Here is a 25,997-nt window from a genome sequence, read left to right as displayed (position 1 = left end):
TTGAAGTTCCTTGTGCTTATTCGATATGGATTCGAATTGTGGCGGGGTTAGACGACGACTACGCCCTCGGCGATGCCGATGGCGCGCATGTCGCGGTACCAGCGCTCGACCGGGTGCTCCTTGGTGAAGCCGTGGCCACCGAGCAGCTGCACGCCGTCGAGGCCCATAACCATGCCCTTGTCGGATGCGTAGCGGCGGGCAAGGCCAGCTTCGCGGTTGAAGGACAGGCCCTGATCCAGGCGGGAAACACCGCGCAGCAGGATCAGGCGCAGGCCATCGAGCTCGATGCGCAGGTTGGCGACCATGAAGGCCACTGCCTGGCGGTGCGAGATCGGCTCGCCGAATGCTTCGCGCTCGTTGACGTACTTCTTGGTGTACTCGAGGATTGCCTCGCCGGTGCCGGCTGCCAGAGCGGCCCAGCCCAGGCGGGAGCGGCGGATGATCTCCGCGTAGTTTTCCTTGCGCTCGTCGGCGGGTAGGTCCTTGCCACCCAGCAGCTGGCTGGCCGGGACGCGGACGTCCTTCAGCAGGACGCGACCCAGAGCAGCGGCGCGCAGCCCCATGGACGGGTCAGCCTCGACGACCAAGCCCTCGGTGTCGGACTCGACGATAACGAAGGTGTTTTCGCCGTCGAGGTTTACTGCAATGACGAACAGCTCAGCCTTGCCTGCGTTCGGAACCATGGTCTTCACGCCGTTGATGACGATGTCGTCGCCCTCGCGGACGGCGGTGGTCTGCAGGGTGAACGGGTCGAACAGCGGGCGGGACTCGGAGACGACCACTGCGGAAGCCGGGACGGACTCGCCCGCGAACTCCGGCAGGTAGGTCTTCTGCTGGGAGTCGTCACCGTAGTTGGTGATGACGTTGGCCACACCGGCCGGTGCCAGGATGGCGACGGCCTGGCCCATGTCGCCGAATGCCAGGGCCTCGGCGATCAGAGCGTTGGTGGTAGCGCCGGAGGCGGAGGCAATGCCCTCGTACTCTTCCGGCAGGTTGATCAGGGCAACGCCCAGCTCGGCGGCAGCTTCCAGCAGGCCTTCTGCCGGCTCGGATGCCTCGTTCTGGTCGTGGCCGGTCGGGCGCAGGCGCTCTTCAGCGAACTCGCGCACGGCGGCGACGATCATTTCCTGATCCTCGGTCGGGGTCAGGTCGAACGGTGCCTTGCCCGGTGCCGGTGCTTCGGTCGGGACGGGCTGGTTGTTCTCGTCGGTGGTCTGGTTGGCCAGGCGTACCGGCTTGCCGGAGCCCTTGATCTTCTTGAACTGGCGGTTCACGGCACCGAGGGTGCGCATGCCGGTCTTGGTGGACTGGTAGGCAACGCGGTCCACCTTCTTGCTCAGACCGTACTTCTCTGCCAGGTCGGAGCCGGTGAACTTCGTCAGGACTCCCATGACGGTACCGATTGCGTCTCGCTTGATGTTGTTCAGGCCAGGAGTTGAATCGGCACGCTTGCTTCGGTCGCTCATTTCGTGCGGCCACCTTTCACTGGTTGTCAGCGCAAATCTCATATCTGCATGTGCGGATAATTATGTACGTAGCATAAACCAGGATAATGGCGCGCATCACACTTTGGGCCAAAATATAGATTGAATTACACCCACACGGGCGAGCTGCACGCCAGCTACTCCCCTAGTTTTCGAGCTGCCTGCGCCCGCTTTTCGCAGGCGCGCAGCCCCCCCTACTCCTGCGCCCCTACTCCTGCGCCCCTACTCCTGCGCCCCTCCCCCTCGTGGCCAGTCGGCCAGCCCTCGTGGCCAGTCGACTGTCGGTGTTTGGCCGCTAGTTCTCGCGCTCCGGCTTCACGATCGGGAACAGCACGGTCTCGCGGATGCCCAGGCCGGTCAGGGCCATCAGCAGTCGGTCGATGCCCATGCCGGTGCCAGCTGTCGGTGGCATGCCCTGCTCCATGGCAGCCAGGAAGTCCTCGTCCAGGCGCATGGCTTCATCGTCGCCATTGGCCGCCAGGCGTGCCTGATCCTCGAAGCGCTCGCGCTGAATAACCGGGTCGACTAGCTCAGAGTAGCCGGTGGCCAGCTCGAATCCGCGGACGTACAGGTCCCACTTCTCAGTGACACCCGGCTTGCTGCGGTGCTGGCGGGTCAGCGGGGAGGTCTCCACGGGGAAGTTACGCACGAAGATGGGGCCTTCCAGCTGATCCTCGCACAGGACTTCCCAGATCTCCTCCACCAGTTTTCCGTGACCCCAGCCGCCCTTCGCGGGAACGTCCAGGCCGATGACCTTGGCGATTTTCTGCAGTTCCTCAACGGTGGAGTCGATCGTCACCTCTGGCTGGCCGGGGTACTTGCGCGCAAGCGCCTCGTTCAGCGAGGGGTACATCTCGATTTCCTTCCACTCCCCGCCGAAGTCGAACTCGGTGCCGTCGGCGAGGCGCACCTTGCCGGTGCCCTCCAGGTCGGTGCCCTTGGTCAGCTGGTCCACGATGTACTGGATGGATTCGCGAGTGGTGCGGGCGCAGTCGTCGTAGTCGCCCCATGCAGCGTAGGTCTCCAGCATTGCGAACTCCGGGGAGTGGGACTTGTCCACGCCCTCGTTACGGAAGTTGCGGTTGATCTCGAAGACGCGGTCGATGCCGCCCACCACGGCGCGCTTCAGGAACAGCTCCGGCGCGATTCGCAGGTACAGGTCGATGTCCAGCGCGTTGGAGTGCGTGACGAACGGTCGAGCCGCCGCGCCACCGTGCAGAGTCTGCAGCATTGGGGTTTCGATCTCTACGAAGCCCTCGCCCTCCATGTAGTCGCGCAGCGCGCGGATGACCTTCACGCGCGTCATTGCATTCTTGCGGGCCTCCTCGCGCACGATCAGGTCGTTGTAGCGCTGACGCACGCGGGTTTCTTCGTTCATTTCTGCGAACGCCACGGGCAGCGGGCGCAGGGCCTTGGCAGCCATGACCCACTCGCTGGCCATGACGGATAGCTCGCCGCGGCGGGAGGCGATCACGCGACCGGTCACACCGATGAAGTCGCCGAGATCCACGTCGGCCTTCCAGGCCGCGAGTGCGTCCTCGCCGACCTCCGCCAGGGAGAGCATGGCCTGCAGCTGCGTCCCGTCGCCATCCTGCAGGGTGGCGAAGCACAGCTTGCCGGTGTTGCGCATGAAGATCAGGCGCCCGGTCACGCTCACTACGTCCTGGGTTTCGTCGCCTGCGGCGAGGTAAGTGACGCCCTCTGCCTCAACCGGCTGCTCTTCAGTTTCACCGTCAGTCTTCTTCACTGCCCACTTTGCGCGCACCTCGGCCAGGGAGTGGGTGCGTGGCACCTCTACCGGGTAAGCGTCCTTGCCGGATTCGAGGATGCGCTGCCGCTTTTCACGGCGGATGCGTAGCTGTTCGGGCAGGTCTTGTGCGGGGGTATTTGCTGCGTCAGTCACGCTTACAAAGCCTAGCGCATGGGGCGGACAGGTAATCGATTGAGGCATGCAGGTCGCCCGGGGGTGTTAGCTTTAGGGAACATAAGACGTTTTGTTCCCCTTACTCCTAGGTAACTTCCACCAGTCAGTAAGTTTCACCAGCCATAACCGGAAATAGTCGCAACCAGAAAATAAAGGAAGCACTCGACATGTCTTCTTCACGCCCCACTACCCGCAGCCACGCTCGTGCTTATGCCCGCGCTCTGACGGCCTGTCTAGCTGCGGGCGCTTTGACTTTCACCGCCAGCTGCTCTGCTTTCCAGCGCCCAGAGGGCGCCAGTGAAGAGATCTCCTACGGGGGCCAGAACGGCGACTCCGGTGGTAACGAAGGGCAGCCCGCTCCGAGCAGCTACTCGGAGGTTTCCACGGAGATCAGCGACGACCAGCTGCGAGAGATCTTCGCCGATGGCAAGTTCAGCGACTGCAAGCTGGACCAGAAGTTTTACGACAGCGCCTACGTGGATGGCGCGAAGATGATTCCGCTAGATTCGGCCGATGTCTACGTCAACGAGGAGACTTGTTCTGGTTATGTAAAGCCACAGGTAAGCGGCGACCAGCCAGAAGAGCTCAAAGATACGTCGATTTATGCCGGACTATCCGCCACTAAGCACGGCTCCAACCTCGACAACATGGCCCCCAACGATGCCGAATGGAACGATCTATCCGATGAGGGCCTTAAGGGGTGGCAATCCATCGAGATGCAAGATATGTGCGTGCTTGCCGGCCCGGAGGGCACTCCACTGGAATACGCGGAGGTTATCTCCACCTTCACCTGTGATTCCGTCAAACCCCTGCTGCGTTCATTGACAAACCTGGCAAACCGCTACCAGGAGCTCGAAGGTAAGGAAGCGAACATCGGCGAAGCTGACGGTCCGCTGGAGATCGGTGATCGCGTCGAGATGGATCTCGTGGACGATAGCTTCCGCGAAGCCCGCGACAAGGCCAAGGGCAAGGACGAGTCGACCACTGAAGAGATGGGAATCGGCAAGGTGGAGATGAAGCTGAAAGATTCTGAGGTCCTCATCGACAATCCGCGGGACTACAGCAAGCTCTGTGTCGAGGTGGAGTATGACTACGAGGACAGGGCACCGCTCGTTCCCCCGACCGAGATCGGCGTACAGGCTCCCAACGGTGAGTTCGAGGTGTTGAGGGCGGAAGGCACTCTGCAAGCCTTGTCCGATGAAGGCAAAGGCAGCCAGCGTTACTGCTCGGAGGTTGGCCTACGATTCGGCAACACCGACTTCGTAGTTACCGGTCTGAAGACGCTCTCGGCGACTAAAGAAGCTCTAGAGAAAGAAGGAATCCCGCTGTGGCGCCTCCACGTAGAGCGCAACGACGACGGGAACTACGAGATCAGCTAGGCCTCCGGGTGGCGCGGGTTCTTTAGCCCCGAGCCGTCCGGCACGTGGGCCGGGTCTCCGCCGAGCTCCACCTGCTTGTTGTTTTCGTCCACGAAGACCACGCGCGAGGCGTAGTTCTTCAGGTCTTCCTCGCTGTACTGGGCGTAGCCGATGATGATGACGAGGTCGCCGGGGCTGATCAGACGCGCGGCGGCACCGTTGATGCCGATCACGCCGGTGCCCCGGTCGCCGGTGATGGCGTAGGTCGTCAGGCGATTGCCGTTATCGATATCGACGATATCGATCTGCTCGCCTTCGAGGATGTCGGCAGCTTCCATCAGATCAGCGTCGATGGTGCACGAGCCGACGTAGTGCAGGTCGGCCTGAGTGACCGTTGCACGGTGGATCTTTGATTTCAGCATGGTTCGCAACACGGGTGAACACCTTACTCGGGGCTAACCAAATAAGCTATTTAGCTGTTACTTTGCTCGGCGCCCAGGCAGCGCGCAAGCGTTGCTCAAAGTTAGCCGCTTAAGCGTTCCGGTGCGCGCCGTCGCTCGGCAGGGCGACCACGAACTCGGGCTCGTTGAATCCCTTCTCCGCGAAGGCCCTGGCCACCGCTGCGGCCGTGGCCTCCACCTGATCCTCGCGCAGCAGCGCAATCGCGGAGCCGCCGAAGCCGCCACCGGTCATGCGGGCACCCAGCGCGCCCTCGGCCATCGCAACGTCCACAGCAGTATCCAGCTCCGGAACGGTGACCTCGTAGTCATCGCGCAGGGAGGCGTGGCTGCCCTGCATCGACCGTCCGAAGGCCTCCATGTCCCCGGCACTGACCTGGCGGATCGCCTCGGCCGTGCGGTCGATCTCGCTGACCACGTGGCGCACGCGGGCGGCCACCACCACCGGATCCATGTCGTTGGACTTGGCCCAGCCCACGGAGGCGTCCTCGGCCTCCTCGGCGAAGCGCAGGCTGCTGACGCCCAGGTCGGCGGTCACCCCGTCGATCACGGCGCGCCGCGCAGCGTATTGCCCATCGTTCAGCTGGTGCGGGGCATTCGTATTCATGATGAGGATCGCCAGCCCCCGCGCCGCGATGTCGAAAGGCACCTGGGTGGCACTGTCTTCGGCGAAGTCGATGGCCAGCGCGTGGCCAGCCTGGCCGAACAGCGAAATACGCTGGTCAAGCCCGCCCGTCGAGGCGCCGACTACCTCGTTCTCTGCTCTTATGGACGCCCCCATGAGCCCGTTGCGAGCCGCATCATCGAGGTGCGCGCCGCCGTATAGGTCGAAGGCCGCGAGGGCCGCCGAGCATTCCAGTGCAGCGGAACTGGAGAGCCCCGCGCCGACGGGAACGTCGGACTCGATGGCGAGGTCCAGTCCTCCGGCGGGCATCAGACCAGCCTCGGTAGCGGCCCAGATGGCGCCGACGGCGTACCCCGCCCAGTTGGCGGGGTTACCGGGGCCGACCTCGGCGACGGGAATCTCAAAGTGGACAACCTCCGCGGGGTCGCCGAAGCGGGAGGCCACGCGGTACACGCCATCGTCGTTCTTGGCGGCTGCCACGTAGGTGCGCTGGGAAAGCGCGAAGGGCAGGCTGATGCCATCGGCGTAGTCGACGTGTTCGCCGATCAGGTTCACGCGCCCCGGCGCGGACCACACGCCCGCCGGTTCGTAGCCGTAGACCTGCTGGAACAGGGACTGTGCGTCGGCAGTGCCCTGCTCCTCGGAGCGGGTCTGCAGCCAGTGTCGAGTAGCGGCGTTTTGTGCTGCGTTGGTTTGGTTAGTTGGGGTTTCGTTAGTTGGCATTGTCGGCGACCTCCCGGAAGCGCTCCGCGATCCTCTCCGGGGTGGTGTCGGAGATCCAGGCCTCCTGGCCCGACTCGCTACCGGCCAAGAACTTCATGCGGCCTGGGGAGCGCATCATCGAATACAGCTGCAAGTACAGGCGACCGTTCTCCCGGTCCTCCCCCACCGGCGCCTGGTTCCAGGCGGCGATGTAGGGGGTGCGCTCCACGCCCTCGAAGAAGCGATCCATGCGGCCCAGCAGATCTAGGTAGAAGCGGGTCAGCTCGTCCTTCTCCTCGTCACTCAGCGCCGCGAAATCCGGGACCGCCCGGTTAGCCATGAGGATGACCTCCACCGGCCACTTCGCTGCCGCCGGAACATAGGCCGTGAAGTGCTCACCGGCCAAGAGTACGCGGGTGCCGGATGCCTTTTCGGCGGACAAGGTGGCGTCAAAAAGATCCTTTCCGGTTTGCTCCCTAAACGCCCGAGCGCGTGCAGCCACCTCGGCGGCGCGCGGTGGGACGAAAGGATAAGAGTAGATCTGGCCGTGCGGGTGCTGCAGGGTCACGCCGATCTCCTTACCGCGGTTTTCGAAGGGGAAAACGTAGCGAATGCCCTCAATGGCGGAAAGCTCGGCGGTGCGGTGCGCCCAGGCCTCAACGACCGTGCGGGCGCGTTCGTATGGCAGATCCCTAAACGAGGAGTTCACGTCCGGGGTGAAGCACACGACCTCGCAGCGGCCGATGGCGGGCTTGCGGGGAAATAGCTCCTGGCCGTCGACGTTGGTGGCGAAGTCCTCCGACACCTCCATGTGGACCGACAGGGACGGGAAGCGGTTCTCGAAGACCACCACGTCGTAGTCGTCGGCGGGCACCTCGGTGGGCAGCTCGCCGGGCTTGGTGGGAGCCAGTGGGTTCTCGTTGGCCGGGGGCATGAACGTGCGGTTCATGCGGTGCGCAGCGTAGACGTACCACTGGCCCGTCAGGGGATCCTGGCGCATCTCGGATTCCGTGGTGGCCTGCGGCAGGTCGCGGGAATCGTGCAGCTCGCGCTGTTTCTCCCCCCCAACATAAGCCGGTTCGTCGTCGAAGTACAGCAGCTCGCGGCCGTCCGCCAGCGTGGTTCGGGTTACTTTAAATTCGTGCTGCACAGCGTGGATCACTTCCTAAAAGGTCCTTGGGTGGGGATGGTGCTTAGTTTAAAAATGCCCGCCTCCAGGTGGGGCGGGCAAGTGTGGTTACTTAGATTGCGAGGCCGGTGAGTCGGCGGAGTCGGCGGGATCTGCAGACTCGGCAGTTTCAACTGTTTCGTCAATCTTGATCGGATCCAGCTTGGTCCACAGGAAGAAGACCGCCGCCACGACGACCATGGCAAGCCCGCAGACCAGGTTATACGTTTCGTTCTTCGGCTCGCCGGTGGTCACATCCATGCCCGGGTCCAGCAGGAAGTAACTGATCAAAAGCACAAGTCCGTACAGCCCCATGAGGGAGCCGATGACGTTGCGGATGTCGAAAGCACCGGCCATGTGGGAACGCTTGGTTTTCTTAGCCGTGTTCTTAGCCGTGTTGTTAGCCATTGTGTCCGTTCACTCCTTTCTGAAAGTTTAAGCGCTCTTAGGCGAACACGATGTTGAGGACGAGCACCATTGCCAGACAGAGGATGCCCAGCGGGACGGTGCGGCGGTACCACGGCAGGGTGGCCTCGGCGGCGTCCGTGAGGTTTTCCTTCGGGGTGACGGACTTGACGAAGCCCACCAGCTCCTCGTCCGGCTTCGGCTCGGTGACCAGGGAGACCAGGACGGAGACGATGATGTCCGTGACGAACGCCAGGGAGGCGGCAACGAAGGCCGTACCCTGACCCGGCAGGTTGAAGAAGGTTGCGTCGGTGCTGCCGAAGGTGGCCACAGCCCAGTAGACGATTGCCACACCCGTACCGGAAACGAGGCCCACCCAACCTGCGGTGGGCGTCATGCGCTTCCAGAACATACCCAGGATGAAGGTGGCGAACAGCGGCGCGTTGAAGAAGCCGAACAGCGTCTGCAGGTAGTCCATGATGTTGCCGAAGTTGGATGCCAGCAGGGCGGTGAACACGGCAATGACGGTGGCGCCGACGGTCGCGATACGGCCGACCTTGAGGTAGTACTCGTCGTCGCGATCCTTGACGATGTAGGACTCCCAAATGTCGTAGGAGAACACGGTGTTGAAGGCGGAAATGTTAGCCGCCATGCCGGCCATGAACGCGGCCAGCAGACCCGCGATAGCCACGCCCAGCAGGCCGTTCGGCAGCAGGTCACGCATCAGGTACAAGATCGCGTCGTTCGGCTCGGCGGAACCATCCATGATCGGGGTGACGGTTGCACCTGCAACCATGCCCGGGATGACCACCAGGAACGGGATGAACATCTTCGGGAACGCACCGATGATCGGGGTCTTGCGTGCAGACGACAGCGAATCGGCTGCCATGGAGCGCTGCACCTCCACGAAGTTGGTGGTCCAGTAACCGAAGGACAGCACGAAGCCCAGGCCGAAGACCAGGCCAATGGCGGAGACGATCGGGTTGTCGAAGCCCGAGATTTCAGTACCCGGCCAGGTGTGGAAGTGCGACGGGTCCGCGACCTTCTCCTGCAGGCCGGACCAACCGCCGACCTGGTGCAGGCCGATCATCGTCAGCGGCAGCAGGGCCGCGATGATCACGAAGAACTGCAGCACCTCGTTGTAAATGGCGGCGGAAAGGCCACCGAGGGTGATGTACGACAGCACGATTGCTGCGGCCACCACCAGCGTGACCCATAGCGGCCAGCCGAGCAGGGAGTTAACCACCTTGGCCAGCAGCAGCAGGTTCACGCCGGCGATCAGCAGCTGGGCTACGGCGAAGGAGAGGCCGTTGACCAGGTGTGCGCCCTTGCCGAAGCGGCGGAGCATGAACTCCGGCACGGAACGCACCTTGGAGCCATAGTAGAAAGGCATCATCACGATGCCGAGGAACACCATTGCTGGGATCGCGCCGATCCAGAAATAGTGCATGGTTTCGAAGCCGTACTGCACGCCGTTGGCCGAGTGGCCCACGATTTCTACGGCGCCCAGGTTGGCGGAGATGAAGGCCAGGCCCGTCACCCATGCGGGTAGCGAGCGGCCGGAGAGGAAGAAGTCGATTGAGCTGGACACTTTGGACTTTGCGGCCCAACCGATGCCCAGGACGAACGCGAAGTATAGGGCGACCAGCGCGTAGTCTACCCAGCTTGCGTCCAGGCGTAGTCCTTCAGCTGTCATAGCTGCGAACCTCCAGGAACGTCATGTTCCCGTCCCAGGCGCCAACGGTTATGTTTTCCAATTACCAGCGACGGGAACTATTGGATATATATGCGGTACCAATTTTAACGCCGCGGGGTGCACTTAAGGAAATTCTTTTCTATTTCTGGAACTACTTCGGTTCTTGGGTTGTGACGCCATCACGCGGCGCGAAAGAGACCCCACATTCGAAGCTGAACTCCTCCCCTGCATTCAGGCGAATGAGGTCTCGGCCGGAGCGCAGTGCGTCCGGCGGGCACGTCATCGGTTCGACGGCCAGGGCCCGCCCCACACCGGGGTAACCCTCGCGGCGGGCTGGGTCGGCAGTGAACACCTGAAACCAGTTGAAGCCCTCGCCTACCCATAGACGCACACCCTCGCCGTCCGGGTTGAGCAGGCGCGCCTCGGACGGCGCATCCTCCTGCGCACTGATACCGCCGAAGCAGTGGTCCAGCCACACCCCGGCCATGCGCTGGCCGGTATCCAGGTCCGGAAGCACCCGGCGAGCCGAAAACTCCGGCCCGGCGGGAAGGTTGCGCACCGAATCCAGGGGCAGGTTCGTGCCGACAGGCAGATGCAGCACGCAGTCATCCAGCGGTGCTCCCAGGGCGCTCAGGTATGGGTGCCACCCCAGGCCGAAGGGGCAGGAAGCATCGGCCTCGTTGCGGACGTCGAAAGTGGCACGCAGTCCCTCAGCCGCATCGAGCGACCACGTCACCCGCATACGCAGCGGCCACGGCCACCCCTGGCGCAGGCCGGTGGACAGCTCCAGCGCCACGAAGTCTTCACCTTGGTCGGCAACGTGCCAGGCCATTTGCCCCACGAATCCGTGGATCGCGGTGGCGCGGCCCGGCTCTGTGATGTCCAGACGGTGCAGCACGCCGTCGTGGGCGAAGACCCCGTCGGCAGTGCGGTTCGGCCATGGGGCCAGCACAATTCCGGAGGATAGCGGCGGGTAGGCGCCCTCTGGGTAGGAAACCACCAGGGGCTTGCCCGCGTACTCCAGGCTGCGCAGCCCGCCACCGAAGGTGGAGATGCTGGCGCGGTACTCCCCAGCTGAAATGTCCACGAAAGGGTGCGAGTGTCGCTGCAGGGTGTCTAGATCGTCGCTCATGGCTCTACTCAGCTCTACTCAGCTCTACTCGCCAGCGTTGTCGGCAGGCTCACTGCCTTCACCGCTGTCATCCAGGCCCTTGAAGCCGGTGCCCAGAGGGACGCCCACGTTGTCGATCAGGCGCGTGGTTCCAACGCGCGCCGCCACCAACAGGCGGGCCTCGCCGTCCTCCGGGGTGTCGGAAAGGTCCGTACCGCGCAGCTCAAGATAGTCGACGTCCACGCCCGAGGCGGCGTCCAGAATAGATCCAGCAGTCTGCAGCACCGCCGCAGAGCCCTGCTCGGCTACGAAAGCGCCGGCGGTCAGGGCCGCGGACAGGGTGAGGGCAAGCTCGCGCTCCTCGTCGGAAAGGTAGACGTTGCGGGAGGACTTCGCCAGACCATCGGCCTCGCGCACGATCGGCACGCCGTGGACCTGTACCTCCATGTTCAGGTCCGTCACCATTTGCTGGATCAGCAACAGCTGCTGATAGTCCTTCTCCCCGAAGAAGGCGTGATCGCAATGCGTGATGGTGAAGAGCTTGTTCACGACCGTCAGCACGCCCGCGAAGTGGGTCGGGCGGTGGGCTCCCTCCAGAATGCGGCCGGCCTCGCCCGGGTGGATAGTCGTGCGCGGCCCGTTGGGGTACATCTCGCGGGGGCTGGGGGCGAATACCGCGTCCACGCCCGCGGCCTTTAGCTTCGCGACGTCCTCGTCGAGGGTGCGCGGGTAGGCATCCAGGTCCTCTCCCTCGGCGAACTGCAGAGGGTTCACGAAAATGCTGACCACAACCAGCGCACCCGGAATCTGCTGGGCGGCCTGCACCAGCGAGAGGTGCCCCTCGTGCAGCGCGCCCATCGTGGGCACCAGCGCCACGGGGCGGCCCGCCTTACGCATGGCGCGGGTGAGCTGCCCGATCTTCTCGATCTCGGTGAAAACCTCTGCTTGGCCAGGTGTGAACGTCATGGCTCTTACTCTAGATCCAGCAGTCTTTCGACCTCAATAGCCCCCGCTTTAAGTGCGGTGCGGCGAGCCATCGCGGTGTAGGCGGCCTCGGCTGCGCCTGCCCCGTCCCCCAGTTCTCGCAGCGCGGCGCGGTGGCGCATCACGGCCTCTGCGTCGTCACGGGCCACCGGACCGGTCAGCCCGTCCATCCGCTTTTCCAGCGCGTTATCCACCGCGGCGTGGGCGATGCGACGCAGCAGCAGGGCGCTGTCGGGGCTCTCCCCTGGCGCTTCCATCACGCGGTCCAGGATCTCTTGGGCGTCCGTCAGAAGGGTCACCGGGTGGTTGGCCGCGTGCGCCATCGCCGCGTGATAGGCCGCCCGGTGGTGTTCGGGGATGACAACGGGGACACCTCCCAGGCTGGCCACGAGTGTTTGCGCAACCACGTCGCCGACCTCGGAATCGCTGGTTACTCCCCACGCACAGCCGTCCAGCCGCTCGCTATCGACGGGGGTTCCGGTGAAGGTCATCGCCGGGTGCAGGGCCAGCGGCAGCGCGCCGGTATCGGTGATTGGCTGCAGGATCTCGCAACCAAACGCCCCGGAGACGTGCGCCACGATCTGCCCGTCGCGCGTGTGCTGCGCAACTTCTTCTACGACTTCGGGAAGCTTCGGATCCGGCACCGCCAGCACCACGAGCGCGGCATGGGCGGTGCTGTCTAGGTTGATGCGGGGGATGTTAGGGATTCTTTGGGACGCCAACTCTTCCGAACGTGCCGAATGTGCATAGATGCCATGCACGTGGTGACCGGCGCGTGCGAAGGCCTCCGCCAGAGCCACGCCTACTTTCCCGGCGGAGATGATGCCGACAGAGAGGCGTGGCTGTTGAATGTCCGAGTTAGTGTCCGGGCCCGTCACAGGTGGTTTTTACTTCTCTCGATTCTTGAAGCGCTGCATCAGCTCTGCGACCGTGAGGCCGTTTTCTACCTCGTCTGCGCGACGACGACCGTGGGTGGTTCCCGTCGCCCCAGCATGCTCCTCAGCCTGCCCAGCCTGCTTCGACTGCCCAGCCTGCTTCGCGTCAGCATCCTGGGCGCCAGCTTCCGGGGCGGCGCCAGTGCGAACGCGGCCGGGGCGAACAGCCTCCGCGCTCGGCATCTGGGCGCGGCGCTTCTGCGCGGGCTTCGGCTGGGCAACCTTGGCCCCTGCGGCCTTAGCGCGCTTGGCCTCGTCCATCGCGGTAGTGTCCACGACCAGCGGCAGCTGGGAGGTCTCCTCGGAATCCTGGCCGGTCCAGTTCACGGCAGCGAAAGTGCCAGTGTTGAACTTCGGCTTATTGCGGTGCTGTGCCTTGTGTTGCTGTGCTTGTTGGCCCGGCTGCTGCTGGCCTGCCGACTGGGGCGCCGGGCGGCCTGTAGCTTGGGGCGCCTGTCCGCCGACGCTGTGTCCCAGCTCGCGGACTCGCTCGGCGGTCGCACGCACCGCGCGCTGCTCGCCCTCGTCGAAGTCCTCGCCGGTCAGCTCCGAGAGCTGCTTACGCATGTGAGCCAGCTCCGCACGCAGCTCCGCCAGGTGCTTATCTCGCTGATCCTGGGACTTCTTGGCCTCCGCCGCGTACTTTGCCTGCGTCGCAGCCTCGCGCTTTTCCAGCTGAGCACGCTCATGCTCCAGCTGCGACTGGAAGTAGCTCTCCTGGTTCTCGGCCTGCTCGCGCGCCAGCTTCAAAGCACCCGAGTATCGCAGCACCAACACCACGCCGAAGAAGGCAGCCCAGAGGGCAGCGATAAGCGCTACCTTCAGCCAGCCATCGGAATCCATGAACAGCATCAGCACGCTGGCCAGCAGCGCCAGGACCACCAGGCCATACATAAGGAAGCGGGAGAGTCCCGAAGGCTCGTTGGAAGCCACGGAAGATCCCTGGAAGTCGGAGCCCTGGAAGTCGGAGCCCTGGAAGTCGGAGCCCTGACGGGCGGAGTCGTCATCGTATCCCAGGGATTCCGGGGACTGGTGCCCATCGAAAGGCTGCGACTGCGGCTGGTGAGACTGTTGTGGCTTAGGAGACTGCTGGAAGCTCATGGACAACACACTACCCAACGTCGAGCCCGTTGGGCGTTAATGGCGCATCCGGCGGTGGCGCTTCGCAGCTGCGTTCCAGCCAAACCCCAGCCACTACGGCTGCCAAAGCCCCCAGAGCCCCGGCGATCACGCCCGGCACATCGGCCTCCGCGGCCATAAGGTGCCCCGCGTTCGGCAGAACATAAAGTCCCACCCCGACGAACACTCCCAGGAACACCGACCCGGCCCATGCCGTGGCCTGGCCGAGCGCCAGCCACTGAACCACCGTCGTCGGTTGCATCTGTGTGCGATCCATCCCCACCCCGCTGCTGCTGCCGATGCGCTTGCGGATCATCCAGCCCGCCACGGCGCACACGATTGCGAAAATCCACAGCAGCACGGAGCCGGTGGTCTTAATTGGCGGGAAGCTTCCATAGAAACTCAGCGTGCTAACCCAGGCGATGAGGGCGCACACGATCGCCACGACAGCCAGCGTGGAGATCTTCGTGCGCTTCAGCGGGCTCATGTGCTGCCTCTTTATCCCTCGTCTTTGGTCCTAGTCTTTGTTCCTAGGCTTTGGCCCTCGCCAGGGACCGATAGTTCGGACCGATCCGCCGGGACGATAGCCTTCCGCTCGGCCGGATCAACCTCTTCTAGCCACTCCAGGATGCCTCGCCCGCCCAAGGTACACCAGGGTTCCCGGGCCAGCTGCAGGTCGCTCAGCGGCACCAGCACAAACGCCCGCTCGTGGGCGTAGGGGTGCGGAATAACCAGCTCAAACCCCCACTTTCCCTGGGACTGCAGGGGCTGGGACTGGGCGTCAAAACAAAAAAGAATGTCCACATCGACGGTGCGCGGGCCCCACCGGACCTCGCGCTCCCGCCCCGCGACGGCCTCGGCAAATTGGCAGTGGTGCAGCAGCGCGAGCGGGTCCAGCGACGTGCGCACGGCCACCACGGAGTTGCGGAACTCCTGCTGCTCCACCCCACCCCATGGCGGGGTGACGAAGATCCGCGACTTCTCCACAATCTCGATGGCCGGGTGCATCGCCAGCAGCTCGTAGGCGCGTTCGATCTGTGCGGTGGGGCTGCCCACGTCGCCGGGCATGTTCGAGCCAATTCCCAGGAAGGCTGTGATCATCGCTTGGACCTCCGAGCCACCACCCGCACGTCGCCGAACGGGTGGGCGATCGGCGCTTGCGGCTTATGCACCGTGACCTCCACGGCGTACACCCCGCCCAGCTCCGCAATCTGGTCGGCAATCTTCGAGGCCAGGGTTTCGATCAGGTCGTGGCCTTCCTGCACCTCGACCGCGTTCACGGCGATGTCAGCCAGCTGCACGTAGTTGATCGTGTCTTCCAACGAGTCCGAATCTGCCGCGGCGCGGAAGTCCGTCCACACCACCATGTCCACGATGAACTTCTGGCCGGTGTTCTTTTCGTCCGAAAACACGCCGTGGTGGCCGAAAGCCTCCACGCCGATGAGCTCGATGCGGTCAGCCACGTCGCGCCCTCCATTGCTCGTCGATGTCGGGGCCGCGTCCGGTGGCCATTGCGTGTGCGACGTCCACTGCGGCCCGTGTCGGGGCTACTTTATGCACCCGGACGGCCCATGCGCCAACTGCCGCCGCCAGCGCGGAGGTGGCCGCCGTCGCATCGTCCGCCGATTCCGGGGTGCCGGGGTTGCCGTCGCTCGCGGGGCGCAGCGCGGTGAGGAAGCGCTTGCGCGAGGCCCCCACCAGCACCGGATATCCCATCTGCACCAGCCGTTCGGTCGCTCCGAGGAGCTGCCAGTTTTCCTGCGGAGTCTTCGCGAACCCGATGCCGGGGTCCAGGTAGATCTGTTTCTTTGTGACGCCTACCGCCTCCGCCGCTTCGATCCTCTGCTCGAGCCAACCGATGACGTGGCCGACGATGTCCTCGCCGTGGTCGTGGTAGCCCTCAGCTCCGGCGAAGTCCGCGGCGTTTCCCTTGTTCCAGTGCATCAGAATGATCGGCAGGCCGGATTCCGCGGCCAGCGGAAGCATGTCGGGGTCCGCCAGGCCGCCGGAGACGTCGTTGAGGTAGGTGACGCCCGCTTTCCAGGCGGCCCGCGCCGTGGATGCCCGCATCGTGTCGATGCTGGTGGCGATTCCCCGGCGGGATAGCTCCTCGATGACGGGGGTGACGCGGGCGGCCTCGACCTCCGGGGCAACGCGAGTGGCGCCCGGGCGGGTGGATTCCCCGCCGACGTCGATGATGTCCGCACCGTCAGCGACCATCGCCTCGGCGTGTGCCAGCGCGGCCGCGGTGTCTGGGTAATCCCCGCCGTCGGAGAAGGAATCCTCGGTGACGTTGAGGCTGCCCATCACGAGGGTGCGCTGGGGGTCGTTCGCGTTGGTGCCAGTCACAGCAGAGCCCATCACGGCCGAATCAGCGCCATTGCCTCTGCGCGGGAGGCCGCGTTCTTCTGGAATCCGCCACGGACCGCGGAGGTCACCGTGTTGGCACCGGGCTTGCGGATGCCGCGCATCGCCATGCACAGGTGCTCGGCCTCCAGGACAACGATCACTGCGGAGGGGTCCAGCTTGTCCACCAGCGCGTCGGCCACCTGCGAGGTCAGGCGTTCCTGGACCTGCGGGCGCTTCGCCAGGCCGTCGATCAGGCGGGCCAGTTTGGACAGGCCTGTGACCTTGCCGGATTCACCGGGGATGTATCCGATGTGCGCCTTGCCGAAGAAGGGCACCAGGTGGTGCTCACACATGGAGTAGAAGGTGATGTCGCGCACGAGCACCAGCTCGCGGTGATCCTCGCTGAAGGTCTTGTTGAGAACCTCCGTGGGATCCTCGTATAGCCCGGCGCACGTCTCGCGGTAGGCGCGGGCCACACGGGCCGGGGTTTCCTGCAGACCCTCGCGGTCGGGGTCTTCGCCAATGGCGAAAAGGAGTTCACGGATGGCCGCCTCTGCCCGCTCCTGGTCGAAGGAGCCGGGGTCGAGCGGCTGCTGTGGGTTATTCACTACTTGTCTTCCTGCCTGTGCTGGCCACCGGACTCGTTGCCGTTGTAGCCACCGTTGTGCTTATCCCAAGGGAACGTCTGCTCCGGCATCTCGCCGCGACGATAACGCGCCTGCGGTTCTTGCGAGTCTTGCGAGCGCTGCTGTTCAGGTTGCGGCTGCTGCTCGGGCTGCACAGCTTGCTTCTGCTGCGCGGGCTTCTCCGGCTGGTGATCCGGCTGCTCGTTCTCGGGCAGGCGGAATCCGCGCTCCTCCTCTGGCGGCACCGGGCGGGCGAAGCCTTGACCCTGCTGCCTCTGCTGACCCTGCTGGGCGTGCTGCCTCTGCTGACCCTGCTGGGCGTGCTGAGCCTGCTGGGTCTGCGGGAACTGCTGCTGACCCTGCTGCAGGCGCTCGGCCTGGCGCTGCTCGTTCTGCGCCTTGCGCTTTTCCATACGGGCACGGCGGGCGGCGGAGAAGAAGTTGGTCTTCTCCGGCGGCTCCTCGCCACGCTCGCGGGCCAGCTCTACCGGGGTCTTCACCGGATCGCGGTGATCGCACGGGCGGTCCAGATCCTGCATCGGGAAGATGTCCGACACCTCGCGAGTATCGATGCCCTCGAAGATGGCCTCCAGGTCCGGGCGGCGCAGAGTTTCCTTCTCCAGCAGCTTGGAAGCCAGGGTGTCCAGGTAGTCCCGGTTCTCACGCAGCACGTCGTAGGCCACCTGCTGGGCCTTGTTCATCAGCATGCGCACCTGTTCGTCGATCTGGTTGGCCACGTTCTGGGACGGCTGGTTGCCGCCCTGGCCGCCGCGGCCGACGAACGGGTCTCCGTCGTCCTGGCCGTACTTCACGGCACCCACAACCGGGCTCATGCCGTACTCCACCACCATCGCGCGGGCGATGTTCGTGGCCATCTCAATATCCGCAGAAGCGCCAGTGGTCGGGTTACCAAAGACCAGCTCCTCGGCTGCGCGGCCGCCCATGGCGAAGACCAGGCGGGCGAACAGCTCGGAGCGGTTGTACATGCCCTTGTCGTCCTCGGGGGCGGTCATGGCATGGCCACCGGTACGGCCACGCGCGAGGATCGTCACCTTGTAAACGCGGTCGATGTCCTTCATCGCCCAGGCAGCCAGCGTGTGGCCGCCCTCGTGGTAGGCGGTGACCTTCTTCTCGTGCTCAGAGATAATCTTCGAGCTGCGGCGCGGGCCACCCACCACGCGGTCGGTGGCCTCTTCCAGCGCGTCGGCGGTAATCACGTTGCCTTCCACGCGGGCGGTCAGCAGGGCGGCCTCGTTCAGCACGTTCTCCAGGTCCGCACCGGACATGCCCGCGGTGCGCTTGGCCAGCGACTTCAGGTCCACGTCCTTGGCCAGCGGCTTGTCCTTCGCGTGCACGTTCAGGATCTGTTCGCGGCCCGCCAGGTCCGGGTTGGTCACCGGGATCTGGCGGTCGAAGCGGCCCGGGCGTAGCAGCGCCGGGTCCAGGATGTCCGGACGGTTGGTGGCGGCCATCAGGATCACTCCGTCGCGGTCGCCGAAGCCGTCCATTTCCACCAGCAGCTGGTTCAGGGTCTGCTCACGCTCGTCGTGGCCGCCACCCATGCCGGCGCCACGCTGACGGCCGACCGCGTCGATCTCGTCGACGAAGATGATGCACGGCGAATTCTCCTTCGCCTGCTTAAATAGGTCGCGCACGCGGGAGGCACCTACACCGACGAACATCTCTACGAAGTCGGAACCGGAGATGGTAAAGAAGGGCACGCCTGCCTCGCCGGCCACTGCGCGCGCCAGCAGCGTCTTACCCGTACCGGGCGGACCGTACAGCAGCACGCCGCGCGGGATCTTCGCCCCCAGCGCCTCGTAGCGGCTCGGGTCGGTCAGGAAGTCGCGGATCTCGTCCAGTTCCTCCACAGCCTCGTCAGCACCAGCGACGTCGTCGAAGGTCGTGTCCGGGTTGTCCTTATTCAGCTGCTTGGCAGTGGACTTACCAAAGCCGAAGGCGCCCATGCCGCTGCCGCCCTGCATACGGGACAGCATGAACATCAGCAGGCCGAAGATCAGCAGCATCGGCAGCAGCATCACCAGCAGGCTGCCCAGGAAGCTATCCTCGGTGACCTTGGTGTTGTACTTCTCCGCCTCGGATTTCTTTACCGCGTCGAAGATCTCGGGCGCCGCCCGGCCTGGATACTTCGCGATGACCTGCTCGATGTCCTTCTTGCCTTCGACCTCGATAGAGTCCTTCAGCTTCAGCTGTACCTGTTGCTCACGATCGTTGATCTGAGCTTCCTTGACGTTCTTGTCTTCCAGCTGCTTCAGGGCTATTGAGGTCTCGACCTCGTCGTAGCCGCGGGCGTCATCAGTTAAAACACCGAACGCATAGATCGCGATGAGGATCACAGCGACAATGCCCGCGATCCTCAGTACCTTCTTCTTTTCCATATTTCCTAGAGTGTTGTTGGTTCTAAATGCCGTGCGAACAGCTCTCTATGTCGCTTAAATCTAGCGCTTTACTGGTAAACGCGCGGGTGCAGGGTGCCCACGTAGGGCAGGTCGCGGTAGCGCTCGGCAAAGTCCAGGCCATAGCCCACAACGAACTCGTTGGGGATGTCAAAGCCGACCTCGGCCAGGTCGATCTGCACCTTCTGCGCCTCCGGCTTGCGCAGCAGCGTAACGACGGACAGGGACTTCGGGTTGCGGTTGCGCAGGTTCTTCAGCAGCCAGGAAAGGGTCAGGCCGGAGTCGATGATGTCCTCGACGATCACCACGTTGCGGCCCTCGATGTCGCGGTCCAGGTCCTTCAGGATGCGCACCACGCCGGAGGAGCTGGTGGAGTTTCCGTAGGAGCTCACGGCCATGAACTCCAGCTGCGTCGGAATGTCGATCGCCCGCGCGAAGTCGGTGATGAAGAACACCGCGCCCTTCAGCACGCAGATCAGGATGAGGTCGTCTTCCTCGTCGCGGAAGCGGTCAGCGGTGGCTTTGGCCAGCTCGTTAATGCGGGCGTGCAGCGTTTCCTCATCGATGAGGATACTTTCCAGATCGTCGCCGTATGGGTTTTCCGGGACGTTGAAGTTCTTCTCGCTGTGCATCGCAGACCTCGTCTCGTCGTGTTGTTTCGCTGTGGTTTCCGTCGGTTTTCTCCGCCGTTTATGCCTGCCTGGCATTCTAGCGCGCAGCTACTACCTGGGGACAGTCGCTAGCTGCAGATACCCGTCGCGGCGCTGCACCACTAGTCGATGCGTGCGCCGCAGGTCGGTGTTCGCCTGGGCGGTTACCTCGCCAATTGTAGGCGAGCCCTGCGGCCAGGGTACCGCCACACCTCCCTGTCCTTTCCATGCCACGACCAGCGTGTCTATGGCGTGCAGGTGCGCGCTGGTGAGCGGTCCGGTGCGTTCGGCCAGCCATTGCTTAACGATTCTGCGCCGTAGTGCCGCTGGTTGTTGTTGTAGTTCGGCGCATTTTAATGACGCCCCCTGCTCCGCCACCCGCAGTCCCCGTGCCGCGAGCTCGTCCAGTAGCTCGGCATCTTCCCGCAGCATCCGCGCGGTGCGCGCCATGTTAGAGCCGATATGTTCCCCGAGTTGATCCCGCAGATATGGCAGCACCTGGGTGCGAATGCGGCTGCGCAGGTAAGCATCGCTGGAATTGTGCGGGTCCTCCCACCAGGAAAGCCCCGCGTTGAGGCATTCCGCTTCCGTCTCCGCCCGCGTGCAGCGCAGTAGTGGCCGACCGAGCCAGGCCGCCCCCGCAGCCACGGCGACGTGGTCGGTGTGTACACCGCGCATCCCGGCGATGGCCTCCGCCCCAGATCCGCGGGTCAGCCCAATTAGCAGCCCTTCGGCATCGTCGTCCGCAGTATGGGCGACCAACAGGGGGCGCCCGGCGGCAGCATTGCCCAGGGCGCGGTAGCGAGCTGCACGCGCCGGGCCTTCGCCCGCCCCTGCGACCTCAACCGTACGAACTTCCACTGTGGCGCCCAACGAGCGTGCGGTGGCCGCAGCTTCCGCCGCCACCTGCACCGAGCCCGCCTGCAGCTGGTGGTCAACCACCACCGCGTGCACGGGTACTCCGCAGCGCAGCAGCCCATGGACGAGCGCCAATGAGTCCGCGCCGCCAGACAGTCCCACTACTGCCCCGGCGCGAACCTGCTCCGCCCGTGCTGCGCCGGTTCGTGCTGCGCCCGCTTCGCTGTTATCCAGTGCCTGCAGCCAGGCTCGGATCTGCGACTGCACACTCATTAGCTGCTACTCGGTTGGGTTACTACTCTGCTGGGCTACTACTTTGCGGAACGCACCGCATCGGCCAGCCGATCCAACGCCGGGCGGGCGGCGTCCGGCGAAGAGTCGTTGGACAGGAAGGCGAAAGTGAGGGAACGCCCGGAGGAGGTCATGACGGTGCCCGCCAGAGTATTAACCCCGGACAGGGTGCCCGTCTTGGCGCGCACCCAGCCTGCGGATTGTTCCGCCCCCGAACCAGCACCGTAGCGCTCCGCCAGGGTTCCCTCCACACTGGAGACCGGCAGCATGTCCAGCAAAGGCCGCAGCTGCTCATTGGCCAGCAGGGCATCCAGTTCGTGGGCGGTCAGGCGGTTCTTGTCGCTCATACCCGAGTTGTCGAAAAGCACCGCGTCCTCGGTATCGATGCCGTGTTCCTTCAGCACGTCCAGAGTCGCCTTCGTGGCGCCCTCAAAAGTCTGTGGTGCGCCTTTCGCCTTAGCAATCTCCCGGCCAACGGCCTCGGCCAGCATGTTGTCGCTGTGCACCAGCATGTCGCGCAGGCGAACCTTCAGCGGTGCAGACTCGACCTGTGCAATAGGGCTTTGGTTGCTGAGATCTGGCGTCATTTCCGAAGAAACACCGACCTCCGCATTAGCGCCGAGCGCATCGGCTAGGGCGCGCCCCACATCCTCACCAGGGGTGTGGGAGCGGGCAGAATAGGACTCCCCAGGGTTGAGCCGGCCGGAGTCCAACATCACAGCATCGAGGTTCGCGACGTTACCGCCATCGATATCCGCGCGATCCCACGACTTGTTGAAAAGGTCTTCGGAACGAATGGAGTTGTCCACGACAATCTTGTTGACGGGCTGACCCCCCAGCTCCTTCTTTACGTCCTCGGCCAGCGTGGCGATCGAGGCAGCGTCGTTAAAAAAGCCATTGCCGTCGCGGGAAAGAGTGACATCGCCATCGCTGCGCAGATACAGCGTGCCGGGGTCGGAAGGATCCTGCAGGACCTCGGTCTTCCACGTAGCGGCACCGTCTAGCGCCAGCAGCGCGGCAGCAGCAGTAGCCAGCTTGGTGGCAGAAGCCGGGGTAAGCTTCCGGTTCTCATCCCTGGCCCACAGCACCTCGCCAGTCTTCGCGTCGGTGACAGAGGCAGACAGCATGCCGAGCGCCGGATCCGCAGCGGCTCGGCGCACCGCGGCCTCAACATCGGGCACATCCCCCTCGGGCGCGTGCATCACCGGCGTGGGCTCAGCCAGCTGCTCGGCGGCCTGCACCTCGTAGCGACCGTTTAGCGACCACACCACAGCAGCCCCCACCACGACCGCAACGACGACCACGAAGGCGAGGATGCTCCACAGCCATACTTTCAGGGACTTCTGCTCACTCACTCGTTTCACCCTAGCCGAAAAAAGACGCTCGGTTAGAATGGTGCGCATGAGCAAAAAAATCGAAGTAACTGTTGAAATCCCGAAGGGTTCCCGCAACAAGTACGAAATCGACCACGAGACCGGCAAGGTCCACCTCGACCGCTACCTGTTCACCCCGATGGCATACCCGGCCGACTACGGCTTCATCGACCACACCCTGGGCGAGGACGGCGACCCGCTGGACGCACTGGTGATCCTGCCGGAGCCGGTCTTCCCCGGCGTGATCGTTGAGGCCCGCCCGGTTGGCGTGTTCAAGATGACCGACGAGGCCGGCGGCGACGACAAGCTGCTGTGCGTGCTGGACGACGTCCGCTTCGACCAGTTCCAGGACATCGAGGACATCGACCAGTTCACCAAGAACGAGATCGAGCACTTCTTCGTCCACTACAAGGATCTGGAGCCGGGCAAGGAAGTCAACGGCTCCGGTTGGGGCAACGCCGAGGAAGCAGTAAAGATCCTCGACGAGGCCATCGAGCGCTACAAGGGCTAGTTCGGACTAGCTCCGGCAAGCTAGGGCTCACGCAGAGCCGCTTGCCGTCGGGCGGCGATCTGGTGCACAACCTCAATGAGCGCCGCCCCGCCTGCACCCACGGCCAACCCCGTGAACATCAGCTTGAGGTTGCCCGTGTGCAGAATCAACAACTCGCGTAGCGGCGGCACCAGGAAGATCACCAGGTAACCACCCACGCAGCCGGCCAGCAAAAGCACCTTCCACCAATTCAACGGCCGCGCCACAATACCCAGCACCCACAAACCCATGACGATCAGCGCCAACAGCACGGCAGTACCGGCCTGTTGTCGCTGAATTTCCGGCACCTCCGCACCGGGGTAGATGATGATCCACATCGTCACGCAGATGCCGCCGATGAGCACGCCAGAGGGAATCGCCAAAGACAGCACACGCCTGACGAAACCGTCCCGCGGACGTTCCGTGTTCGGAGCCAGCGAAAGAATGAACGCCGGGATGCCGATGGTGAACCAGCCGGTGATCGTCACGTGAATCGGCTGGAATGGGAAAGAGATCCCCAACACCGCCACCACCAGCGCCAGCACCACGGAGTAGACCGTTTTCGTCAGAAACAGGTGTGCCACGCGCTCGATGTTGCCGATCACGCGGCGCCCCTCGGCCACCACACGGGGCAATGCGGAGAACTTATTCGTCAGCAGCACTAGCTGCGCCACGCTGCGCGTTGCGGGTGCGCCCGAACCCATGGCCACCCCAATGTCCGCCTTCTTCAGCGCCAGCACGTCGTTGACGCCGTCGCCGGTCATGGCCACCGTGCGGTTTTGGCGGTGCAGCGATTCCACCATCTGCTGTTTTTGCTCCGGGCTGACCCGCCCGAAGACGTTTCCGCGTTTGATCTCGGCATCGAAGGCTTCATCGTCCAGGCCGTTTAACGTGCGGGCATCCACCGCCACGAGCTCCCGGTCGGTCGCCTTGCGCGCGACCGCCGCCACGGAGTCCGAGTTATCGCCGGAGATCACCTTGATGTCCACGTTCTGCTCGTCGAAGTACGCGAGCGTTTCGCGGGCGTCGGACCGCAGTTGCTGGCGCAACACCACGAGCACCGGTTCGGTCAGCTGCGGGGCGGAATCCATGCTGAGGTTCTCCGTGTTGGACCAGGCATCGCCACCGGCACCATCGGCGCCTTCGAGCTTGCCGAACACGAGGACGCGCAGCCCCTGATCGCCCAGCTGCTTGGCGGTATCTGCGGCCGTTTCTGCGCTGCGGCCACCTTCGCGCAGAAGCACATCGGGAGCGCCCATGATCCAAGCGGTGGCGTCAGAGCAGGCGAACCCGGAGAACTTGTAGCGCGAGTTAAAGGGGATTTCGTGGCCCTGCCACTGGTCGGGCTCCACACCGCGCTCGCGCAGCCCGGCCGCGATGGAGCGGGCGGTGTCGTTCAGGTCGTCCTGAGCGTTCAGCATGGAGGCGAGGTTGCGCGCCCAGGCTGCGTCCGCGTCGCTACCGTCCGCGGGGCTGCCGTCCGCGGCGACGATGGAATCCAGCTCCATTTCATTGGTGGTGAGGGTGCCGGTTTTATCGGTGCATACCGTATCGACGCGCGCGAGACCTTCAATAGCGACGAGCTCGTTGACCAGGGCTTTGTACTTGCCGAGGCGAATCACGCCCGCGGCGAAGGCGATGGAGGTCATGAGCACCAGACCCTCCGGCACCATCGGGACGATCGCCGCGGCCATGGAAAGGATGGATTCACGCAGACCCGTATCGGAGCGAACCAGCTGGGTCCAGATCGTAAGGATGCCGGTGGGGATAAGCAGCCAGGTGATTACCTTGAGGATGCTGTTGATGCCATTCATAAGCACAGAGTCGGTCAGCGAAAACTCACTGGCCTGCGAGGCCAGGCGTGCGGCGTAGGCCTCGTCGCCGACCTTATCTGCGCGGAAAACTGCGGAGCCTTCGTTGACGAAGGACCCGGAGAGAATCTCGTCGCCCTCGCCCTTAGTCACGGCATCGGCTTCGCCGGTGAGCTGGGACTCGTCAACGCGCAGCGAACCGGCCACCACCGTACCGTCCACCACGACCTCGTCCCCACTGCGCAGCTTGATGATGTCCCCGAGGACGACTTCGTGCTGCGGGATGGTCTTTTCCTCGCCATCGCGGATGACGGTGGGTTCCGATTCGCCGACGATGCGCAATTTGTCGAGGGTTTTCTTCGCGCGCAGCTCCTGGATCACGCCCACCGCGGAGTTGGCAATGATGAGCAAACCGAAGGCGGCGTTGATGACCGAGCCGGTAGACAGAACGATCGCACACAGCACACCGAGGATGGCATTGACGCGGGTGAAGATGTTGGCGCGCAGGATCTGCGCCACGCTCCGGCCGGTTCCGCGGCTCTGCGTATTCACTTCGCCGCGCTGCGTGCGCTCCTCTACTTCGGCGGCCGTAAGACCCCGCGAAAGGTCAGCCTGCTCTTCGGCACCGGCTTGCTCGCTGGCGTGCGCCAATTCAACCTCCTGCGTAGATGGCCCGGCGGCATTCCACCGGGGTGCCCCATCCATTTAACTCCACGCTGTTTAACTGCACGCCATTCGACTCCACCTCACTGGTTGCCCACACCTTTGCCCCCTTGCCTACAATGGGGCGCCATGAGTGAATTCGAAACAGTACAGCCCACCGATGTTCCTGCTGGCGCCCAGCTAATCGACATCCGTGAGGTGGATGAATACAACCAGTGGCACGCCGAGGGCGCGACCAACCTGCCTCTCTCCGAGCTGCAGGCTCGCTACGGCGAGCTAGATCTGAACGAGGATATTTACCTGATCTGCCTGTCCGGCGGCCGCTCCGCACGCGCCTGCCAGTGGCTGGAGCAGAATGGCATCGACGCAATCAACGTTGCTAACGGCACGGCCGGCTGGCGAGACGCCGGACTCCCTATCGTGGGGCAACCCCACAATTAGACAAGACCCATGGTCGGCGT

24 protein-coding genes are annotated in these 25,997 nt (G+C 64.1%); 3 read left to right on the top strand and 21 right to left on the bottom strand.

The genetic code is table 11. The features are described 5' to 3' along the window. Positions 1-47: 47 nt before the first annotated feature. Complete coding sequence (locus JQ46_RS08700; protein ID WP_005296810.1) at positions 48-1,466, bottom strand: acyl-CoA dehydrogenase family protein; 1,419 nt, start codon at positions 1,464-1,466, stop codon at positions 48-50. 313 nt (positions 1,467-1,779) lie between these two features. Beyond that, complete coding sequence (lysS, locus tag JQ46_RS08695; RefSeq protein ID WP_424648006.1) at positions 1,780-3,435, bottom strand: lysine--tRNA ligase; 1,656 nt, start codon at positions 3,433-3,435, stop codon at positions 1,780-1,782. 140 nt (positions 3,436-3,575) lie between these two features. Here lysS and JQ46_RS08690 point away from each other — a divergent pair, with 140 nt between their 5' ends. After that, on the top strand, positions 3,576-4,787 hold the full coding sequence (locus JQ46_RS08690) for a hypothetical protein (protein ID WP_034987327.1): 1,212 nt from the start codon (positions 3,576-3,578) through the stop codon (positions 4,785-4,787). Here JQ46_RS08690 and panD read toward each other — a convergent pair. The 18 genes from panD to dacB all read right to left on the bottom strand — a co-directional run bounded on the left by panD (position 4,784) and on the right by dacB (position 22,515). Continuing rightward, the gene (panD, locus tag JQ46_RS08685) at positions 4,784-5,200 is read right to left on the bottom strand and encodes an aspartate 1-decarboxylase (RefSeq protein WP_034965414.1); all 417 of its coding nucleotides are present in this window, start codon (positions 5,198-5,200) and stop codon (positions 4,784-4,786) included. The genes JQ46_RS08690 and panD overlap by 4 nt on opposite strands. Positions 5,201-5,297: 97 nt before the next feature. Beyond that, positions 5,298-6,572, bottom strand: coding sequence for a galactokinase (gene galK, locus JQ46_RS08680; protein ID WP_005296820.1), 1,275 nt, complete (start codon positions 6,570-6,572; stop codon positions 5,298-5,300). Next, positions 6,562-7,713 (bottom strand): galactose-1-phosphate uridylyltransferase, encoded by a 1,152-nt coding sequence (galT, locus tag JQ46_RS08675; RefSeq protein WP_034987323.1) that lies wholly within the window; start codon positions 7,711-7,713, stop codon positions 6,562-6,564. Before galT ends, galK begins: the two co-directional genes overlap by 11 nt. Before the next feature lie 75 nt (positions 7,714-7,788). Beyond that, entirely contained in the window at positions 7,789-8,127 is a 339-nt protein-coding gene (locus tag JQ46_RS08670; RefSeq protein WP_005296825.1) for a hypothetical protein, read from the bottom strand. Between the two features lie 37 nt (positions 8,128-8,164). Next, positions 8,165-9,820 (bottom strand): sodium:solute symporter family protein, encoded by a 1,656-nt coding sequence (locus tag JQ46_RS08665; protein ID WP_005296827.1) that lies wholly within the window; start codon positions 9,818-9,820, stop codon positions 8,165-8,167. Between the two features lie 151 nt (positions 9,821-9,971). Next, positions 9,972-10,952, bottom strand: coding sequence for an aldose 1-epimerase family protein (locus JQ46_RS08660; protein ID WP_034987321.1), 981 nt, complete (start codon positions 10,950-10,952; stop codon positions 9,972-9,974). A gap of 24 nt (positions 10,953-10,976) precedes the next feature. After that, the gene (panC, locus tag JQ46_RS08655; RefSeq protein WP_034987317.1) at positions 10,977-11,897 is read right to left on the bottom strand and encodes a pantoate--beta-alanine ligase; all 921 of its coding nucleotides are present in this window, start codon (positions 11,895-11,897) and stop codon (positions 10,977-10,979) included. A 5-nt stretch (positions 11,898-11,902) separates the two neighbouring features. Then, positions 11,903-12,793, bottom strand: coding sequence for a Rossmann-like and DUF2520 domain-containing protein (locus tag JQ46_RS08650; protein ID WP_034987315.1), 891 nt, complete (start codon positions 12,791-12,793; stop codon positions 11,903-11,905). A 9-nt stretch (positions 12,794-12,802) separates the two neighbouring features. Next, a complete protein-coding gene (locus JQ46_RS08645) occupies positions 12,803-13,951 on the bottom strand; it encodes a DUF6779 domain-containing protein (RefSeq protein ID WP_011272996.1) in 1,149 nt (382 codons plus the stop codon). A gap of 10 nt (positions 13,952-13,961) precedes the next feature. Further along, positions 13,962-14,456 carry a DUF3180 domain-containing protein gene (locus JQ46_RS08640; RefSeq protein WP_005296841.1) on the bottom strand — a complete coding sequence of 165 codons (495 nt, stop codon included), beginning with the start codon at positions 14,454-14,456 and terminating at the stop codon, positions 13,962-13,964. An 11-nt stretch (positions 14,457-14,467) separates the two neighbouring features. After that, the gene (folK, locus tag JQ46_RS08635) at positions 14,468-15,070 is read right to left on the bottom strand and encodes a 2-amino-4-hydroxy-6-hydroxymethyldihydropteridine diphosphokinase (protein WP_034987313.1); all 603 of its coding nucleotides are present in this window, start codon (positions 15,068-15,070) and stop codon (positions 14,468-14,470) included. Then, positions 15,067-15,432: a dihydroneopterin aldolase gene (gene folB / locus JQ46_RS08630; RefSeq protein ID WP_034987310.1), complete on the bottom strand. Its 366-nt coding sequence runs from the start codon at positions 15,430-15,432 to the stop codon at positions 15,067-15,069. Before folB ends, folK begins: the two co-directional genes overlap by 4 nt. Next, positions 15,425-16,330 carry a dihydropteroate synthase gene (gene folP, locus JQ46_RS08625; protein ID WP_034987308.1) on the bottom strand — a complete coding sequence of 302 codons (906 nt, stop codon included), beginning with the start codon at positions 16,328-16,330 and terminating at the stop codon, positions 15,425-15,427. The genes folB and folP overlap by 8 nt, the downstream gene beginning before the upstream one ends. Next, on the bottom strand, positions 16,330-16,926 hold the full coding sequence (gene folE / locus JQ46_RS08620; protein ID WP_011272992.1) for a GTP cyclohydrolase I FolE: 597 nt from the start codon (positions 16,924-16,926) through the stop codon (positions 16,330-16,332). The genes folP and folE overlap by 1 nt, the downstream gene beginning before the upstream one ends. Next, on the bottom strand, positions 16,926-19,343 hold the full coding sequence (ftsH, locus tag JQ46_RS08615) for an ATP-dependent zinc metalloprotease FtsH (RefSeq protein ID WP_034987305.1): 2,418 nt from the start codon (positions 19,341-19,343) through the stop codon (positions 16,926-16,928). Before ftsH ends, folE begins: the two co-directional genes overlap by 1 nt. 68 nt (positions 19,344-19,411) lie before the next feature. After that, on the bottom strand, positions 19,412-19,993 hold the full coding sequence (hpt, locus tag JQ46_RS08610) for a hypoxanthine phosphoribosyltransferase (protein WP_005296857.1): 582 nt from the start codon (positions 19,991-19,993) through the stop codon (positions 19,412-19,414). A 90-nt stretch (positions 19,994-20,083) separates the two neighbouring features. After that, positions 20,084-21,142 carry a tRNA lysidine(34) synthetase TilS gene (gene tilS, locus JQ46_RS08605; RefSeq protein ID WP_034987303.1) on the bottom strand — a complete coding sequence of 353 codons (1,059 nt, stop codon included), beginning with the start codon at positions 21,140-21,142 and terminating at the stop codon, positions 20,084-20,086. 38 nt (positions 21,143-21,180) lie between these two features. Next, complete coding sequence (gene dacB, locus JQ46_RS08600) at positions 21,181-22,515, bottom strand: D-alanyl-D-alanine carboxypeptidase/D-alanyl-D-alanine endopeptidase (RefSeq protein WP_051876309.1); 1,335 nt, start codon at positions 22,513-22,515, stop codon at positions 21,181-21,183. 46 nt (positions 22,516-22,561) lie between these two features. Between dacB and JQ46_RS08595 the strand changes: the two genes are divergently transcribed. After that, the gene (locus JQ46_RS08595) at positions 22,562-23,044 is read left to right on the top strand and encodes an inorganic diphosphatase (RefSeq protein WP_034987400.1); all 483 of its coding nucleotides are present in this window, start codon (positions 22,562-22,564) and stop codon (positions 23,042-23,044) included. 20 nt (positions 23,045-23,064) lie between these two features. Here JQ46_RS08595 and JQ46_RS08590 read toward each other — a convergent pair whose 3' ends face one another. Then, entirely contained in the window at positions 23,065-25,578 is a 2,514-nt protein-coding gene (locus JQ46_RS08590) for an HAD-IC family P-type ATPase (RefSeq protein WP_051876308.1), read from the bottom strand. 87 nt (positions 25,579-25,665) lie between these two features. Here JQ46_RS08590 and JQ46_RS08585 point away from each other — a divergent pair, with 87 nt between their 5' ends. Further along, a complete protein-coding gene (locus JQ46_RS08585; RefSeq protein ID WP_005296869.1) occupies positions 25,666-25,977 on the top strand; it encodes a rhodanese-like domain-containing protein in 312 nt (103 codons plus the stop codon). Positions 25,978-25,997: the final 20 nt, after the last annotated feature.

The organism is Corynebacterium jeikeium (assembly GCF_000738175.1).
Lineage (GTDB): Bacteria > Actinomycetota > Actinomycetes > Mycobacteriales > Mycobacteriaceae > Corynebacterium > Corynebacterium jeikeium_C.
This window is presented reverse-complemented; position numbering and strand designations above follow the sequence as displayed.